This is a genomic window from Streptomyces sp. NPDC046203 (assembly GCF_040646255.1).
Lineage (GTDB): Bacteria > Actinomycetota > Actinomycetes > Streptomycetales > Streptomycetaceae > Streptomyces.
Genome location: NZ_JBEYZX010000055.1, coordinates 1 through 15,425, shown reverse-complemented (window position 1 = coordinate 15,425; position 15,425 = coordinate 1). Strand labels below are relative to the sequence as shown.

Below are 15,425 nucleotides of genomic sequence, written 5' to 3'. Positions count from 1 at the left end.
GGGGGCCCGGCCTTTCGCCGTACGGAAGTGGGGTGGTGGGGTGCGCGGGTGGTGGGGTGCGCAGGGCGGTGAGGTGCGCGGGACGGTGAGGTGCGCGGGACGGTGAGGTGCGCGGGACGGGGGTCAGACCGTCTCGGTCTTCACCGCCGGGCGCTTGCTCGCGATGACCTTCCGGGCCAGCGCGCGCGGGCTGGTCAGGAAGCCGAAGCCCCAGGACATGTGCATGGTCGCCAGCGCCACCGGGATCTGGAGCCGGGCCTTCAGGGACAGGCCCTTGCCCGCCGGGATCGAGCCCGCGACGATCGCCGCGAGGTAGCCCGCCGGGACGACGAAGCCGACCGGGGTGAGCGTCGCGCCCACGAGGAGACCGGCGGCGATTGTGACGACGGCGGCCGGCGGGGCCAGGTAGCGCAGGTTGATGGAGCCCTCGTGGTAGCGGGCCACCACGTGCCGCCAGCGGCCGTAGTCCTTGTACTGCTTGGCCAGCGCGCGCACCGACGGCCTCGGCCGGTACTGCACCCGCAGCTCCGGCGAGAACCAGATCAGGCCGCCGGCCTCGCGGATGCGGAAGTTCAGCTCCCAGTCCTGGGCGCGGATGAACTCCACGTTGTAGCCGCCCTGCCGCTCCAGCGCCTCGCGCCGGAAGACACCCAGGTAGACCGTCTCCGCCGGGCCCGCCTTGCCGCCGGTGTGGAAGGCGGCGTTGCCGACGCCGATCTTCGAGGTCATCGCGGCGGCGACCGCGTCCTCCCAGGCGTTCTCGCCCTCGGCGTGCATGATGCCGCCGACGTTCATCGCGCCCGTCTCCTCCAGGAGGCGGACGGCGGTGGCGATGTAGTTGGGCGACAGCATGCCGTGGCCGTCGACCCGGACCACGATCGGGTGGCGGGAGGCCTTGATGGCGGCGTTGAGCGCGGCGGGGGTACGGCCCGTGGGGTTCGGCACGGTGTGGACCCGAGGGTCCTCCCGTACGAGTTCGGCGGCAATCTCGTCGGTACGGTCCGTGGACGGGCCGAGCGCGATCACCACCTCCATCTCGCCGTCGTACTCCTGCGCCAGGATGTGACGGACCGAGTTGCGCAGATGCCGCTCCTCATCGAGGACCGGCATGATCACGGAAACAGGCGGATTGGCGTTCATCGTCGGCCACGTTACCGCGAATGGGGGATACGGTCGCGCGCCCCCGGGTCGCTGCGGGACGGCGCTGATCTCGGGGCCTACGGTGCTCGGGATCCGCTTGTCGTACCAACGGAGGTGTCCCTCGTGCCCACTCCGCCCCGTCCGACCCGGTCCACCGCCCGCCCCGCACCGGCCTCCCGGACAGGGACACAGCCAGGGACGCGGACAGGGACACGGGCAGGGGCGCGGCAGCTGGGGTGGGAGGACGAGCGGGCAGAGGGGCGGACGGGGCGGGTTCAGGAGCGGGGACAGGGTCGGGAGCGGGGGCGGGGTCGGGTCAGGCATCCGGGGCAGCCGGCCTGGGGGACGCGGGTGGCGACCACCCTCTCGGTGGTGGTGCTCGCCGCCGGGGGGTTCGGGCACGCGCTGTTCACCGGCCTGGACACCGGTCTCACCCGGGTCGACCCCTTCAAGGACATGAAGAACCGGCCGCAGGGCGGGCACGGGCTGAACTTCCTGCTCGTCGGCACCGACGAACGCGCCCGGATCACCCCGGAGGAGCGTCAGGAGTGGCGGCTCGGCGGCGAGCCCTGCCACTGCACCGACACCGTGATGCTCGTCCACCTCTCCGAGGACCGGGACCGCGCGAGCGTCGTGTCCCTGCCGCGCGACTCGTACGCCGAGATGCCCGAGCACACCGACCTCACCACCGGCAAGATCCACCACGCGCACCCGGTGAAGCTGAACGCCGCGTACGCGGAGGGCGGGCCCGGGCTGACCGTACGGACCGTGGAGGCGATGACCGGTGTGAAGATCGACCACTATCTGGAGGTCGACTTCACCAGCTTCATGCGGACCGTCGACGCGGTCGGCGGTGTCCGGATCTGTACGACCACGCCGATGAAGGACCCGTTCACCGGTCTCGACCTGCCGGCCGGGACGCACGAGCTGAACGGCGGGCAGGCGCTCCAGTACGTACGGTCCCGCCATGTCGACGGGGCCGCCGACCTCGGGCGGATGCAGCGCCAGCAGAAGTTCGTCGCGGCGCTCGTCGACCGTGTGACCAGCGGCGGGGTGCTGCTGAACCCGGTGCGGTTCCGGGAGGTCGCCACGACGATGCTGAACTCCGTACGGGCGGACCAGGGCTTCGGTACGGAGCAGCTGCTGTCGCTCGCGAAGGCGATGCGCGGCTTCACCCCGGCGTCGTCGGAGTTCGCGTCCGTGCCGCTCGGCGATGCCAGTTTCCAGGTGAAGGGGATCGGGTCGACGGTGAAGTGGGACGCGGGGAAGGCGCAGAAACTGTTCCAGTCGCTGCGCGAGGACCATCCGCTGGCGACCGCCGCCGCCGCACCGGCCTCCCCGGCTCCCTCTGCCTCCTCTGCCGCGCCGGCCGAGGGGGCCGAGGGGGCGCGGCCCGGGGCGGTGACCGTGGAGGTCGCCCCGTCCACCGTCCGGGTCCAGGTCTACAACGGCACCCACACCGCCGGCCTCGGCGCCCGCACCGACGCGGCCCTGCGCGCCACCGGCTTCGACACGACCCGCGACCCGCAGACCCGGCAGAGCACCCACAACCAGGCAGGCACGGTCGTCGCCTTCGACCCGCACTGGGACCGCTCCGCCCGCACCCTCGCCGCCGCCCTCCCCGGCGCCACCCTGCAACCCGTCGCGGGCCAGGGCGCCACGCTCCAGGTGACGGTCGGCGCGGATTACAAGGGCGTGACTCCGGTGCGGACGCGGACGCCGGAAGTGGGGGCGGGGCAGGGGGCGGGATCGTCGGGTGCGGGAACGGGGGCGTCGGAGGCGGTGCGCGGGGACCAGGTGGTGTGTCCGTAGAACGCGACGCGCCCCCGAGTGGCTTGGGGCCGCTCGGGGGCGCGTGCGTACGGGCCTAGAGCCCGCCGTGGGCCACGCCGTCGATGAAGGCGCGCCAGCCGTCGAGCGCACAGGTCACGACGGGCCCGGCGTCGACCTTGCTGTCCCGCATGGCGATCTCGCCGTCGAGGTGGGCCACCTCGACGCACTGACCGTTTCCGTTGCTGTGGCTCGACTTGAACCACTCGGCGTTCTCAACCTTTTCCATAACTCCCAGCCACCTCAGAGATCAGGCGCAGCGACGCTTACAGACCGCGCTCAACCACACTTCCGATGAATGCGCGCCATCCTTCAACCCCACAGGTCACGACGGGCCCAGACTCCACCTTGCTGTCCCGCATGGCAACAGCGCCGCCGAGGTGCGCCACCTCGACACAGGAGCCGTTTCCGTTGCTGTGGCTCGACTTGAACCACTCGGCGTTCTCAACCTTTTCCATAACTCCCAGCCACTTCAGAGATCAGGCGCAGCGACGCCTGCTCATCGAGCGATGCTTCCCAGATGTCGGTGAAGGCCGCGTCGTACTGTTGCACCTCCCGGTCCTTGTCCAGGTACAGGCCGCCGGTGTACCCGTCCGCGTAGACCGTCGGCGGCTCAGTGGCCGTCCCGTCACCGGTCAACGGGAACCGGAGGATCACGAAGGAGCCCGTGACGACTCCCGAGTGCAGACCGGCAGCAAGCGGCGTGACTCGAATCGAGATGTTCGGCAGCCCTGCGACGTAGGCCAGGTGGGCGAGCTGCCGCATCATCACCTCGGGACCGCCGACGGGACGCCGTAGCACCGCCTCGCCCAGCGCGACCCGCAACACCGTCGGGTCGGTGGCTCGGGTCAGAAGTGCCTGCCGCTCGATGCGCAGCCGCACACGCCCATCGAGTTCCGCTTCACTGATCCCACGGATGTGCGTACGGATGACCTCGCGCGCGTACCCATCCGTCTGCAGCAGCCCGTGAACGAGGTCGCTCTCGTACAACGACAGAGATTCGGCGGCTTCTTCGAGTCCCACGTAGACATCGAACCCATCCGGGATCACGTCACCGTAGGCGTGCCACCATCCCCGCGCCTTGGTCTCCTTCGCGAGCCCCATCAGGGCCTCGGTGAGATCCGCCGGCGCGCCGTACACCAGACACATCGCCTGGACGTCCAGGCTCCGCAAGGGAGTCTGACCCGTCTCGATGCGCCACATCTTCGCCTCGGACCACTCCAGTTTCTTCGCCGCCGCGCGCACGGTCAGGCGCGCTCGGTTGCGTAGATCTCGGAGATTCCGTCCCAGTTGACGACGCGGAACTGTCGATCCGGTCGGGCCGTCAGCCATCCCAACTCCTTTGCCGTGTCCTCAGTATGAAGGACTTTTGCCCCTCACGATGAAAGCCGTCCGGCACTCGCCGCGCAGTGCAGGACATCCGTTCGACACCTTCTGAGCGGTACAACGCCATGAAGTCTTGCACAGCTCTCGTCACGCCGTGCACTGTGGACATGCACTCTCCGTGAGCGATCATTCTGCCCGCGTTTGCCGCGCTCCCCTTACCCAAGTCGTCGGCAGTGCGGGGCACTTGCCCGTGAGGAATCCGCATGATCGACCTTCCACCAGCCGTTCCCGTGGCTCTCTGCCCGCCTCCTGACGGCCCTCCGTCCACCTTGCTGCTGGCGAGCGACCCTCAAGTCGCGGCGCATGCGCGCGCGTTCGCTCGAGAATTCCTTGGCTACAACTCGCCACAAGCTCCGGCGCCGCACCTCGACGACGTCGTTCTCGTGACGAGCGAGCTGGTCACCAACGCGTACCGGTACGGCACCGAGCCGGGCGACCAGATCCAGGTCGTCCTCCACAGCGACGACAGGCGAACGCGCGTGGAGGTGCACGACCCCGTGCGTCGGTACCCTTCGCACCGGCCCGTGTCCGACGAAAGCACGCGTGGACGCGGCCTGTTCATCCTCGACGCGCTGTGCATGGGGATGTGGGGCTGCGAGGACCGGCCGTTCGGAAAGTTCGTGTGGGCGGAGATCCTGCGGATCGACCGGCCCTCGTGACCCTCGGCTCGGCCGGCTGGGGCCTGGGCCCGCGAATGGCGCTGACGCTGAACGCGGCGGACGGGGAGAACGGGCCGCCGCTTCAGCTCACCACCGCCCGGAACACCGGCCTGGCACCGGCGGGTTCAGCCGAGATAGGGCCGCTCGCGCCCTTCCAGGAAGTGGCGGAGCCGGAGGAGCTGCGTGTGGTGCATCGGCAGCCCGTCCAGCTCATCCGGCGCGACGAACCGGAGTTCCGTCGACTCGTCCGAGATCGCCAGTTCTCCGCCGGTGATCCGCGCGGTGAAGCAGACGTTGAACTGCCGGCGCACCTCGCCGTCCGTGTAGGCGATGACGTGCCGCGGGTCCGTGTACGTACCGACCAGGCCCGTGATCTCCACGTCCAGGCCGGTCTCCTCCTTGACCTCACGGACGGCCGTGCCGGGAAGCGAGTCGGTGAGATCCATGCCCCCGCCGGGGAGCGCCCACAGGTCGTTGTCGCGCCGCCGCTGGAGCAGGATGCGCCCCCGCTCGTCGGTGACGACGGCCGACGCCGCGACGACCATGCTGTTCGGCCGGGGCGCGTTCGGGTCGTCGTAGTACTCGGTCCGTGCCATGGGTCACTCCTCGTGCGGTACGGGCGTCGCCGTGGACCACACCGCGTCGAAGCTCTCGGCGTAGGTGTCGAACATGCCGCCGTCACCGCTTCGCCGAAGATGCCACACCGGGGCCCCGTACGCGGTGACCCCCCAGACGTGGGCGTTGACCAGCATGTGGTCATCGGCCCGGTAGAGCGAGTTGTAGAGAGTCGTCCCGTGGGTCCGGACGTCGATGCCGGGCACGCCGATCAGGGGTCGGTAATGCATGAGTGCCAGCCGGCAGCGGGACTCGATGCCGTGGCCGAACTTCTCCTCCCGGCCGCGCGCCCGGACGTTCTCGCTCCCGGCGTCACCCACCGCGATCCGGATCGCGCAGCCCGCCGCGGCGCGCTTGCTCAAGAGATCGTTGAGCCGGGGATACGTCTCGTGCAGGAAGAGGGCGGCGTACACCAGCACATCGATTCGCTCACGCGCTTGGTCCAGCATGTCGACGAACGTCGACACGGGGGTGTCCGCCCTCTGCGCGTAGAGCGCCACGAGTTCCGTACTACCCGCTCGTTCGGCACGCACCGGCCGGAGTGCCGGCCAGAGTGCGTGCATGTCCTCCCCCAGGGCCTCTGCCACCCGCATGGCTGTGCCGCGACGTGGCGTGCGGCCGAGATTGACCCATCGTTCAACGGACTTGGGGTCCACGTCGACCTTCTCCGCGAGGCTGGAGTACGTCCAGCCTCCATCCGCCATCACGGCACGCAGTCTCTCGTTCGGCACGCGTCTCCCCCTGCTCCTCGGGACGGCCCCAGGGACGTTCTACCGGACAGGGGACGTCCCGAAGTGGGGTTTGGAGGAGGTTCCTCCGTCCTTACGACAGACGTGATGATCGCGAAGCGCATCGGTCATGAGGACTGATCGCACCACCTTCGTTGACAACGGCAACCACAAGGGAGCACCCATGGGATGGGGAACAGGCAAGGGTGGCAGCGGCGGCGACGGGAAGCACGCGGGGGACAAGGATCCGGGGACCGCCAAGCCGTCGTCGGACTCGAAGATGCCCCAGCCCGAGCCGAAGCACAAGAAGAGCAAGTGAGGACGAGGTGACGGATCGCGAGGTGGTGGCCGAGCAGACCGCGAAGCGTGGTCTGCTCGGCGCGGTGACAGCGGATCTCGGGGAGCCGTTGGCCCCCGCCTGGGAGGAAGCCTTCTGGGCGGTGCCCCGGCACCGGTTCCTGCCGGATCGGGTGTGGCTCGGTGCCGCGCTGGACGTGTGCGACCGGAACACCGACCCCGGTGGATGGCTGAGCGCGGCCTACGCGGACGGCTCGGTGGTGACGCAGGTCAACGACGGCCGCGACCCCGGCGAGGGTGACCCGTGGCCTTCGTCGTCGGCGTCGGCACCCTCGATCGTGTTCCGCATGCTCGGCATGCTGGACGTACGGACCGGGCACCGGGTGCTCGAAGTGGGCACCGGAACCGGTTGGAACGCCGGTCTCCTCGCCCACCGCGTGGGCGCCGGGAACGTGACGACGATCGAGGTGGATCCCGCTCTCGCCGCACAGGCCGCGCTGAACCTGAAACACACGGGTCTGGAGCCGAGGGCGATCGACGGGGACGGCGCGGCCGGCCACCCGGCGTCCGCACCGTACGACCGGATCATCGCCACCTGCTCCGTGCGCCAAGTGCCCCGCGCCTGGCTGGAGCAGACCCGCCCGGGCGGGGTGATCCTCACGCCGTGGGAGACCCCGTGGGCCTGCTACGGGCTGGTGCGCCTGGTCGTGGAACCCGGAGGTCCGGCCTCGGGCCGGTTCCACCCGCACTCCGCGTTCATGCTGATGCGCAATCAGCGCACCGACCTGCGGATCTTCCGGGACGTGGTGCGGGACGAACACGTCCCCGACGAGTCCGCGACCGACCTCTCTCCCTGGGCGGTCGCGGGGGACGACTGGGCGGCCCGGTTCGCCGTCGGGCTCCGGACGCGAGACGTATGGCATGCCTGGCACGACGACCCCGGCGTGGACGGTGTCGCCTCACGGCTCTGGCTGGCCACCACGGACGCCACGTCCTGGGCCGCGGTCGACTGGGACGGCCGGACCCGCGAACGGTTCACGGTGTGGGAACACGGCCCGCGCCGGCTCTGGAGCGAGGTGGAGACGGCGTACACCTGGTGGCGGGAAGCGGGCCGACCGGGACCGGAACGCTTCGGGCTGACGGTCGCCGCCGACGGAACGCACACGCCCTGGCTCGACCGGCCCGACCACCCGGTGCCCACACCTGTCCGACCTGCGGCGTAGCGAAAGCCGGAGCGCTCCTTGGCCCCGGCCCCTGCGGGGTGGGCGTCAGGGTGGCGGGCCTCGGCGGACCAGAGGCGCTGATCGAGCCAATCACGCCGCTCGGTCTTGACCGCTGCCTCCCGCAGGGGGAGCGTGCGCAAGGATTGCCAACTGGCTTGCTGTGGGAGGGAATCGTGGCTCTAAAGTTCGTCGGAAAGGATCCGAACTCACCCAATGGAGGCTCTCCGACGGTGTGGTTCGAGGACGAGAAGGATGAGATCGTCATCCAGGGCTGGCTACCGGACTCCGAGATGATGGTCGAGATCGACGAGACGGAATGGGTGCCCGGTGATCGCGTCGGCGTGCCTGATCACGAGGGCGTGGTACGCATCCCGTCCCGGATGATCCCGTTCCTGAAGGAGGCGTGCGATGCCGCAGAACGACGTGCCGGACTTCGGAGCGTTGCTGAGGAGCGCTGAACGCTCGGCGGTCCACCTGGAGATGCGTGACTCCTATATGGAGGACGATGCCTTCGCGGCTTGGCGAGAGGGTCGCGAGATCGGCTTGCCCAGCGCGTATGGAGAGTGGCGCTCCCTCGTGGAAGGGACCGTCGCTCGCGGGGTGGCGGTGCGCCGGGCGCGGGTGGTCTCGGAGCCGGTGACCGACTACATCCGCTGGGAACACTCCCTGACCGGCTCACACAACGTCGCTGCCGGCGAGTCCGTTCGTTGGCTGCCGCGTCGGCTCGCGTCCGATCTGGCTCTGCCGGGCAATGACCTGTGGTTGATCGATGACCGCCTCGTGCTGTTCCACTGGTTCACGGGCGCCGGCGAATGGGCAGGCCACGAGTTCACGGAAGCCCCGGACACGGTGAAGATGGCCGTCACGGCGTTCGAGGCTGTCTGGGACCGGGCCATCCCGCACGAGAAGTACGCGGTCTAGAAGTGACCTGAAAACCTTGAAGTCACGCCCGGCTCGCACCGCTTCGGATGGACCGGTATTTCCCCTTCCTCAGGTGCGAGCCGAACGATCGGAGCAAGGTCTTCATCGCCCGTCCAGATCTCAGTCCACCTCACCGGACAATCCGCATGTCGTCTCCATCGTCATCGTCCAGCGTCGCCGAGGCGCGCAAGGCCCTTGCCCACCGTCTGACCAACATCCGGAAAGATGCGGGACTTTCGGGGGAGGAGCTGTCTGTCCAGTGCGGTTGGGGAGCCTCCAAGACCAGCCGCATCCAAAGCGCGGCGCGGCCTGCGTCCGAGGCCGACATCAGAAGCTGGTGCGTCGCGTGCGGGGCCGAGGACCGGATCCCCGACCTGATCGCCGCCGCCCGGGCCGTCGAGTCGATGTACACCGAATGGCGGCAGATGGAGCGTGCGGGGCTCCGGGCCGCGCAGGACTCCGTAACCGCGCTCTACGAGCGAACCCGCCTGTTCCGGGTCTACGCGAGCAGGGTGCTGCCCGGCATGGTGCAGACCCGCGAGTACACCACCGCGGTGCTGCGCTCCATCCAGCATGACCGAGACGTCGTCGTGAACGACGTGGACCAGGCCGTGCAGGCCCGAGTGGAGCGGCAGCAGGCCCTGTTCTCCGGGCGTCACGAGTTCGGGCTGCTGATCGAGGAGTACGTCCTGCGGGCAGCGGTGTGCAACGCGGAGGAGATGGCCGCACAGCTTGACCGCCTGATCTCGGTCAGCACCAGGCCGTACGTCAGCGTGGGCATCATCCCCATGTGCATCGGCCGCCCCTCACTGCCCGCGGAGGACTTCTACATGTTCGACAAGGCCGAAGTGGCCGTCGAGCTGACCTCCGGCTACCTGCGGATCACCCAGCCGAGCGAGATCGCCGACTACAAGCGCACCTTCGCCCAACTGGCGTCCATGGCCGTCCACGGTGCCGCGGCCCGCACCCTGATGCTGAAGGCGATCGATTCCCTCAGGTGAATGCGGGCAAGAACCGGCAACTTGATTGAGCCCACGCACGGTGTGTTCCTAGCTTGGCAGTTGCCACCCGAGGCCGAAGGACCCCGGGCAGCCGCCGAAGCGGCGGGTCGCCTCGCGTCCGCACGTCGCACCGCGGCCCGCCGACCTCCTGTCGAGAGGAACACCACCATGAGCACGACCACCGTCGAACGCCGGGAACTCGGCCGCTTCCTGGCCGTCGCCCGGCAGCGATTCGACAAGGGCGAGGCCCCCGCCGAGATGTTCTCCCCGGCCGTGGACGCCGAGTGGCACAAGCTGCTCGGCACCCCCGGCTACACCGCGTTCAGCGTCGAGCACGCCGGGACCGTCCTGGGTCACCGCGAGGTGAAGGGCTTCGGCCCGATCACGTGGGTGGCCGCGTACGAGGAAGCGTACGGAGCGCTGCCCGAGATCTGGTTCACCGACGCCAAGGGCATCCTCGACGAGGCCGCGCTCGCCCGCTACCGCGAGACCGGTGCCGTCGTGGCCGAGTGGGACTGCTCCCCGGCCGGCGGCGACGGTGACGGGGACGACGAAGCCGCTCCGGCCACGCGGTGACCCTCACCCGCATCGACGGAGCGTCCCGGCCGACCGCCGGGGCGCTCCGCCTCGTCGAGGCCGGCACCGCCACGCCGACCACGGTGGACATCGCCGCGTACACCCAGCGAATGACGGCCCACTGCCCGTATCTGGCCGCCTCGCTCCAGCACGGCTTCACCACGTGGACCGTCTACCGTGTCGACGGCGAGGCCGAGGCTGTCGAGGCCGAACTCTTTCACGCGGGCGCACAGGCCGCCGAACGGCTCCGTCCCCTGATCCGGCGGCCACACGGCACCTTGCTCTGCGAGAACATCGTCCTCCTGGGTGATGCCCAGGGCGCCCGGCACCGCGACCTGATGACCTGGCCGTACTGGGCCCTCAGGCACCTGTACGGGCCGATCGGGATCATGTTCGGCAAGTTCTACGCGGGGGAGGAGGAGCTCACGCGGTCCGGCGAGCGCAGCCCCGCAGCCCCGGTCTCGTTCCTCCCCGTGCGGGCTGCCATACGCGGACGCGACCCGCGGTTCCTCCGCTCCACGCCCGAACTGGCCGCCGCACTCGCGGCGGGCGAGGACGACGGCCGCGACGTCTACCAGCACCTTTCCTACGACTGGCAGGAGATCCGCCGATGGTCGAAGCGCCACCTCCCCCGAGCGAAGCCCTCAGCCTCCTCCAGAACCACGTCGGCCGCCCCTGCACGGCCCGCCTCCTGAGCGACCGCCGAGGCTCGCGGGCCTGGAAGGTCAGCGGCCCGCGCGGCGCCGCAGCCGTCAAGGCGAACAACCCCGATGACGAGTCCGCCCGCGACAAGGCCGCCGAGATCGCCCAGGAGGACGACCATGTCACCCGCCTCATCGCCACTGGCGCCCTCGGCCCGGGATACAGGATCGACGCCGGCACATGGACCCGCGGCCGATGGCTCGCCGTCCGCTGGATCGACGGCACTCCACTGTGGCGCACGCTCGCCCTCGCCCGCGGCCCCGAAGGCGACCGGCCCGCAGTCCGTCCCTGGCTTCTCCGGATCGCCCGCACCTGGGCCGACAGCCTCGCCCGGATGCACGCCGCCGGCTGGGCCCACGCCGACATCCAGCCCATGAACACCCTCGTAAGGGACGGCCGAGCCGAACTCGTCGACTACGCCCTCGCCTGCGGCCCCGACGATGTTCCTCGCCTCCCGTACCGGGGCGCCCTTACGCACACGACCGCCCCGGAAATCGCCGCCGCCGTCCTGGCCACTCCCACCGACACCCACATTCAGGCCCGGCCGCCTGCCGATGTCTGGGGCCTGGGCGCGTCCCTGTTCTGGTGCTGGACCGGATACACCCCTGTCGCCTACGAGGACGACGTTGCCCGGTCCGAGAAACTGCGGGCCATCGCCAAGGGCACAACGCTCTCCCTCGCCGAGTTCCGGCCGTGGTCGTTCCCGCAGTTCGAGGCCGCGGTCACCGCCTGCCTGGCGCCCGCCCCGGAAGACCGGCCGACGGCCGCTGCCGTCGCCGACATGCTCGCCGGCAGGTGATCACACTCCGGGAGCTGACCCCGGCCGACATCCCTGCCGTCCGACGTATATACAGCGGGGCGTCCGTCCGCTTCACCCACGCCCGTCCGTTCACCATCGAACGCGCGCGCGAGCGCGTCAGTCGAGCCGTTGCCGCAGCGGGCGAAACATCCCGCAGCCGTTGGGACTTCGGCATCGTCCACGCCCAGGACCTCGTCGGTCTCATCTCCCTCAGCGTCCGCGAACGGGGCACCGGCACCCTGAGCTACATCCTCCGCGAGGACACCTGGGGACATGGCTACGCCACCGAGGCCGCACATCTGGTCGTCGCCTTCGCGTTCACCGGTGCCGGCACCGGTGCCGGCCTGGAACGCCTGGAGGCCAAGCACCACCCCGAGAATCCCGCCTCGGGCAGGGTTCTCGCGAAGGTCGGCTTCACACCAGCCGGCACCGTCGACCTGTTCGGCAAGGACGGCAAGGACGGCACCGTGTCGTATCCGGTCTACGGCCTGCGCCGACCAGCCGTCGGCAGTTCGACGGATCGCCTCCCTTGACCGCCGGGCCGCCGCCCCGAACGGCGTGCCCCGAGACCGCAGGCGCGCAGTCGAATGCTTCTACCGGAAAGAGCCGAGGGGCAGCCCGGTAGCAGGAAGTCGTCTTGGAGCGGGCTGCGTCGGGGGAACAGTGCCGAACGCGCACAGGCCCGCGAGGAACGAGTGGGCCGAGCACGATCGGTGCTGTGAGTCCGACACCGGCGCCCCGGAGGGGAACCGAGGCATAAAAAAAGGGGGCCTCAGTCCTCCAGGCCGTCGGCCGCGCGCTGCTCGCGGAGGTCCTTGATGGCGCGGCGGCGGGCCAGGCGGTGGGTGCGGCGGATCTGGGCTTCCTGGTAGCGGCGCTTGTCGCGCTCGGTCTCCGGGATCACCGGCGGGACCGGGCGGGGCTTGCCGTCGCCGTCGACGGCGGCGAACACGAGGTAGGCGGTGCCGACCTGGGTGGCGGGCGTGGACTCGTTCCAGCGCTCGGCCATGACCCGGACGCCGACCTCCATCGAGGACCGGCCGGTCCAGTTGACCTGGGCCTTCACATGCAGCAGGTCACCGACCCGGACCGGCTCCAGGAAAGCCATCTCGTCCATGGAGGCGGTGACGGCCGGACCGCCCGAGTGCCGGCCCGCGACCGCTCCCGCCGCGTCGTCCACCAGCTTCATGATCACGCCGCCGTGCACCGTGCCCAGGAGGTTGGTGTCGTGCGCCGTCATGATGTGGCTGAGAGTGGTACGGGAAGCCGAGGTCGGCTTGCCGGGGATGTCGCCCTGATCTGTCATGCCCTCTACCTTATGCCCCGCCGCGACACACCCCTGTTTTGCATCAGCTTGGCAACAGCGGGTTCCCGATCCCGCACCCGCCCTGTCGGGGCGGGCCGGGCAGACGGCAGACTTACCGTATGAATGACTGGCCCGACGGGCGGAGCGAAGACCGCGGATACGGACGCGGCGGCGCGAGCGGACAGCCCGAGGGGGCCCGCCGGATGCGCCATGTCCAGCGCTCCCAGGTCCCGCCGCAGCAGCAGGGCGGCCGAGGGCAGGGCCCGGCGTACGGCCAGGGGCACCAGCAGGGCTACGGCCAGGGTTACGACCAGGGGCGCCCGCAGAGCTACACCGACGCGCGCGGCACCGGATACGACTCCGGTTACAACAACGGACAGGTCTACGGCGGCAACCCCGGCGGCCCGCAGGCCGGTGGCGGCCACGGGGGCAACCGCGGCGGCGGGCACGGAACCATCCCGCCGCAGTACGACCCGCGTCCGGCGGGCGCGGGCGGCGGCCGGCCGGGCCCCGCGCCGGACTGGCGCAAGCGCATCAAGGTCGGCTCGATCGTGGCGCTCGTCGTGATCGTCGGCTGGAGCGCCGGTACGTACGCCTGGGCCAGTTCCCGGATGCGCAACGAGGTCGATCTGGCCAAGGTCATCGAGCGCCCGGCGGAGGGCGCCTGCACGACGTATCTGATCGTCGGCTCCGACAGCCGCGAGGGCATGACGGCCGAGGACAAGAAGAAGCTGCACACCGGCTCCGCCGAGGGCAAGCGGACCGACTCGATGATGATCCTCGCGTCCTGCTCCAGCGGGAACACGATGGTCTCGCTGCCCCGTGACTCGTGGGTGACGATCCCGTCGTTCGTGGGCTCGGAGTCCGGCAAGAAGTACGGCGAGCGCGGCGGCTCCAAGCTGAACGCGGCGTACGCGATGGACGGCGCCGAACTGCTCGTCCGCACGGTCGAGTTCAACACCGGTCTGCGCATCGACCACTACGCGGAGATCGGCTTCGCCGGCTTCGCGAACATCGTGGACGCGCTCGGCGGTGTCGAGCTGAACATCGAGAAGGGCTTCAAGGACAAGAAGTCCGGCGCCGACTTCCAGTCCGGCACCCAGACCCTCAACGGCGAGCAGGCCCTGGCCTTCGTCCGGACCCGTTACGCGTTCGCCCAGTCCGACCTCCAGCGGACGAAGAACCAGCAGAAGTTCCTGTCCGCGCTCGCCAACCAGGCAGCGACTCCGGGCACGATCATCAACCCGTTCAAGCTGTACCCGACGCTGGGCGCGGGTCTGGACACCCTCATCGTCGACAAGGACATGTCCCTGTACGACCTGGGCAAGATGTTCTTCGCCATGAAGGGCATCAACGGCGGCGACGGCAAGTCGATGAACATGCCGCTGAGCGGCACCGCCCCGCAGAACTCGCTGCGCTGGGACATGCCCAAGGTGAAGCAGCTGGTCAAGGAGATCCAGAACGACGAGCCGGTGACGGTCACCTCCGACCGCTGACCTCTCTGATCCGACGACACACGCAGGAGCCCCCGGCGCCGTACGGTGCCGGGGGCTCCTGCGTATCCGCGTGACCGCGTGACCGCGTGAGTCCCTGCCTACGGGAGGTTGCGGGCCATGACGATGCGCTGGACCTGGTTGGTGCCTTCGTAGATCTGGGTGATCTTGGCATCGCGCATCATGCGCTCGACGGGGTAGTCACGGGTGTAGCCGTAACCGCCCAGGAGCTGCACGGCGTCGGTGGTGACCTCCATCGCGACATCGGACGCGAAGCACTTCGCCGCCGCACCGAAGAAGGTGAGGTCGCCCTCGACCCGCTCCGACTTCGCGGCGGCCGCGTAGGTGAGCTGGCGCGCGGCCTCCAGCTTCATGGCCATGTCGGCGAGCATGAACTGCACGCCCTGGAAGTCGGCGATCGGCTTGCCGAACTGCTTGCGCTCCTTGACGTAGCCCTTGGCGTAGTCGAGCGCACCCTGCGCGATACCGAGGGCCTGCGCGGCGATGGTGATACGGGTGTGGTCCAGGGTCTTCATCGCGGTGGCGAACCCGGTGCCCTCCGCACCGATCATCCGGTCGGCCGGGATCCGCACGTTGTCGAAGTAGACCTCACGGGTCGGAGAGCCCTTGATCCCGAGCTTCTTCTCCGGCGCACCGAACGACACACCCTCATCCGACTTCTCCACGACGAAGGCGCTGATGCCCTTCGACCGCTTCTCCGGGTCGGTGACGGCCATCACCGTGTAGAA

General features: G+C 69.7%; 20 protein-coding genes. 12 read left to right on the top strand and 8 right to left on the bottom strand.

Features of this window, described 5'->3' with window-relative positions:
• Nucleotides 1–123: 123 nt before the first annotated feature.
• Nucleotides 124–1,140 (bottom strand): glycosyltransferase family 2 protein, encoded by a 1,017-nt coding sequence (locus tag ABZ990_RS27625; RefSeq protein WP_361237091.1) that lies wholly within the window; start codon nucleotides 1,138–1,140, stop codon nucleotides 124–126.
• Between the two features lie 351 nt (nucleotides 1,141–1,491).
• On the opposite strand from ABZ990_RS27625, the gene ABZ990_RS27620 reads away from it, so the two are divergent.
• Nucleotides 1,492–2,952: an LCP family protein gene (locus ABZ990_RS27620; RefSeq protein ID WP_361237088.1), complete on the top strand. Its 1,461-nt coding sequence runs from the start codon at nucleotides 1,492–1,494 to the stop codon at nucleotides 2,950–2,952.
• Nucleotides 2,953–3,007: 55 nt separating this feature from the next.
• Here ABZ990_RS27620 and ABZ990_RS27615 read toward each other — a convergent pair whose 3' ends face one another.
• Genes ABZ990_RS27615 through ABZ990_RS27605 form a run of 3 tightly spaced genes read right to left on the bottom strand, consistent with a single transcriptional unit; the run spans nucleotide 3,008 to nucleotide 4,302 of the window.
• Nucleotides 3,008–3,199, bottom strand: a complete 192-nt coding sequence (locus tag ABZ990_RS27615) for a DUF397 domain-containing protein (RefSeq protein ID WP_361237085.1) — start codon at nucleotides 3,197–3,199, stop codon at nucleotides 3,008–3,010.
• Nucleotides 3,200–3,236: 37 nt separating this feature from the next.
• The gene (locus tag ABZ990_RS27610) at nucleotides 3,237–3,428 is read right to left on the bottom strand and encodes a DUF397 domain-containing protein (RefSeq protein WP_361237082.1); all 192 of its coding nucleotides are present in this window, start codon (nucleotides 3,426–3,428) and stop codon (nucleotides 3,237–3,239) included.
• A complete protein-coding gene (locus tag ABZ990_RS27605) occupies nucleotides 3,415–4,302 on the bottom strand; it encodes a helix-turn-helix transcriptional regulator (RefSeq protein WP_361237079.1) in 888 nt (295 codons plus the stop codon). Before ABZ990_RS27605 ends, ABZ990_RS27610 begins: the two co-directional genes overlap by 14 nt.
• 257 nt (nucleotides 4,303–4,559) lie before the next feature.
• Here ABZ990_RS27605 and ABZ990_RS27600 point away from each other — a divergent pair, with 257 nt between their 5' ends.
• Nucleotides 4,560–5,015, top strand: coding sequence for an ATP-binding protein (locus ABZ990_RS27600; protein ID WP_361237076.1), 456 nt, complete (start codon nucleotides 4,560–4,562; stop codon nucleotides 5,013–5,015).
• A gap of 125 nt (nucleotides 5,016–5,140) precedes the next feature.
• Here the strand turns inward: ABZ990_RS27600 and ABZ990_RS27595 are convergent, their stop codons facing one another.
• Nucleotides 5,141–5,611 carry an NUDIX domain-containing protein gene (locus tag ABZ990_RS27595; protein WP_361237073.1) on the bottom strand — a complete coding sequence of 157 codons (471 nt, stop codon included), beginning with the start codon at nucleotides 5,609–5,611 and terminating at the stop codon, nucleotides 5,141–5,143.
• 3 nt (nucleotides 5,612–5,614) lie between these two features.
• The gene (locus ABZ990_RS27590; RefSeq protein WP_361237070.1) at nucleotides 5,615–6,361 is read right to left on the bottom strand and encodes a helix-turn-helix domain-containing protein; all 747 of its coding nucleotides are present in this window, start codon (nucleotides 6,359–6,361) and stop codon (nucleotides 5,615–5,617) included.
• Between the two features lie 181 nt (nucleotides 6,362–6,542).
• On the opposite strand from ABZ990_RS27590, the gene ABZ990_RS27585 reads away from it, so the two are divergent.
• The 9 genes from ABZ990_RS27585 to ABZ990_RS27545 all read left to right on the top strand — a co-directional run bounded on the left by ABZ990_RS27585 (nucleotide 6,543) and on the right by ABZ990_RS27545 (nucleotide 12,410).
• A complete protein-coding gene (locus ABZ990_RS27585) occupies nucleotides 6,543–6,677 on the top strand; it encodes a hypothetical protein (protein ID WP_361237067.1) in 135 nt (44 codons plus the stop codon).
• Between the two features lie 7 nt (nucleotides 6,678–6,684).
• Complete coding sequence (locus ABZ990_RS27580; RefSeq protein WP_361237064.1) at nucleotides 6,685–7,878, top strand: methyltransferase domain-containing protein; 1,194 nt, start codon at nucleotides 6,685–6,687, stop codon at nucleotides 7,876–7,878.
• Nucleotides 7,879–8,051: 173 nt separating this feature from the next.
• Nucleotides 8,052–8,336 carry a hypothetical protein gene (locus tag ABZ990_RS27575; RefSeq protein ID WP_361237143.1) on the top strand — a complete coding sequence of 95 codons (285 nt, stop codon included), beginning with the start codon at nucleotides 8,052–8,054 and terminating at the stop codon, nucleotides 8,334–8,336.
• Nucleotides 8,287–8,799, top strand: coding sequence for a DUF6879 family protein (locus tag ABZ990_RS27570; protein WP_361237061.1), 513 nt, complete (start codon nucleotides 8,287–8,289; stop codon nucleotides 8,797–8,799). The genes ABZ990_RS27575 and ABZ990_RS27570 overlap by 50 nt, the downstream gene beginning before the upstream one ends.
• A gap of 146 nt (nucleotides 8,800–8,945) precedes the next feature.
• Nucleotides 8,946–9,800 carry a helix-turn-helix transcriptional regulator gene (locus ABZ990_RS27565; RefSeq protein WP_361237058.1) on the top strand — a complete coding sequence of 285 codons (855 nt, stop codon included), beginning with the start codon at nucleotides 8,946–8,948 and terminating at the stop codon, nucleotides 9,798–9,800.
• A gap of 168 nt (nucleotides 9,801–9,968) precedes the next feature.
• Nucleotides 9,969–10,376 (top strand): hypothetical protein, encoded by a 408-nt coding sequence (locus ABZ990_RS27560; protein WP_361237054.1) that lies wholly within the window; start codon nucleotides 9,969–9,971, stop codon nucleotides 10,374–10,376.
• A complete protein-coding gene (locus ABZ990_RS27555) occupies nucleotides 10,373–11,071 on the top strand; it encodes a hypothetical protein (protein WP_361237051.1) in 699 nt (232 codons plus the stop codon). The genes ABZ990_RS27560 and ABZ990_RS27555 overlap by 4 nt, the downstream gene beginning before the upstream one ends.
• On the top strand, nucleotides 10,987–11,877 hold the full coding sequence (locus ABZ990_RS27550; protein ID WP_361237048.1) for a hypothetical protein: 891 nt from the start codon (nucleotides 10,987–10,989) through the stop codon (nucleotides 11,875–11,877). Before ABZ990_RS27555 ends, ABZ990_RS27550 begins: the two co-directional genes overlap by 85 nt.
• A complete protein-coding gene (locus ABZ990_RS27545) occupies nucleotides 11,874–12,410 on the top strand; it encodes a GNAT family N-acetyltransferase (RefSeq protein WP_361237045.1) in 537 nt (178 codons plus the stop codon). Before ABZ990_RS27550 ends, ABZ990_RS27545 begins: the two co-directional genes overlap by 4 nt.
• Nucleotides 12,411–12,649: 239 nt before the next feature.
• On the opposite strand, the gene ABZ990_RS27540 is transcribed toward ABZ990_RS27545, so the two are convergent.
• Nucleotides 12,650–13,183: an acyl-CoA thioesterase gene (locus ABZ990_RS27540; RefSeq protein ID WP_361237042.1), complete on the bottom strand. Its 534-nt coding sequence runs from the start codon at nucleotides 13,181–13,183 to the stop codon at nucleotides 12,650–12,652.
• Between the two features lie 119 nt (nucleotides 13,184–13,302).
• Between ABZ990_RS27540 and ABZ990_RS27535 the strand changes: the two genes are divergently transcribed.
• Nucleotides 13,303–14,679, top strand: coding sequence for an LCP family protein (locus tag ABZ990_RS27535; protein WP_361237039.1), 1,377 nt, complete (start codon nucleotides 13,303–13,305; stop codon nucleotides 14,677–14,679).
• A 98-nt stretch (nucleotides 14,680–14,777) separates the two neighbouring features.
• On the opposite strand, the gene ABZ990_RS27530 is transcribed toward ABZ990_RS27535, so the two are convergent.
• Nucleotides 14,778–15,425 (bottom strand): acyl-CoA dehydrogenase family protein (locus tag ABZ990_RS27530; RefSeq protein WP_361237036.1); only part of this gene is annotated, 648 nt, incomplete at its 5' end.

Coding starts and splice junctions, on each gene's coding strand:
- ABZ990_RS27625 (WP_361237091.1), bottom strand. CDS start 1,140: ATGAACGCCAATCCGCCTGTTTCCGTGATCATGCCGGTCCTCGATGAG.
- ABZ990_RS27615 (WP_361237085.1), bottom strand. CDS start 3,199: ATGGAAAAGGTTGAGAACGCCGAGTGGTTCAAGTCGAGCCACAGCAAC.
- ABZ990_RS27610 (WP_361237082.1), bottom strand. CDS start 3,428: ATGGAAAAGGTTGAGAACGCCGAGTGGTTCAAGTCGAGCCACAGCAAC.
- ABZ990_RS27605 (WP_361237079.1), bottom strand. CDS start 4,302: ATGGCTGACGGCCCGACCGGATCGACAGTTCCGCGTCGTCAACTGGGA.
- ABZ990_RS27600 (WP_361237076.1), top strand. CDS start 4,560: ATGATCGACCTTCCACCAGCCGTTCCCGTGGCTCTCTGCCCGCCTCCT.
- ABZ990_RS27595 (WP_361237073.1), bottom strand. CDS start 5,611: ATGGCACGGACCGAGTACTACGACGACCCGAACGCGCCCCGGCCGAAC.
- ABZ990_RS27585 (WP_361237067.1), top strand. CDS start 6,543: ATGGGATGGGGAACAGGCAAGGGTGGCAGCGGCGGCGACGGGAAGCAC.
- ABZ990_RS27570 (WP_361237061.1), top strand. CDS start 8,287: ATGCCGCAGAACGACGTGCCGGACTTCGGAGCGTTGCTGAGGAGCGCT.
- ABZ990_RS27565 (WP_361237058.1), top strand. CDS start 8,946: ATGTCGTCTCCATCGTCATCGTCCAGCGTCGCCGAGGCGCGCAAGGCC.
- ABZ990_RS27560 (WP_361237054.1), top strand. CDS start 9,969: ATGAGCACGACCACCGTCGAACGCCGGGAACTCGGCCGCTTCCTGGCC.
- ABZ990_RS27550 (WP_361237048.1), top strand. CDS start 10,987: ATGGTCGAAGCGCCACCTCCCCCGAGCGAAGCCCTCAGCCTCCTCCAG.
- ABZ990_RS27540 (WP_361237042.1), bottom strand. CDS start 13,183: ATGACAGATCAGGGCGACATCCCCGGCAAGCCGACCTCGGCTTCCCGT.
- ABZ990_RS27535 (WP_361237039.1), top strand. CDS start 13,303: ATGAATGACTGGCCCGACGGGCGGAGCGAAGACCGCGGATACGGACGC.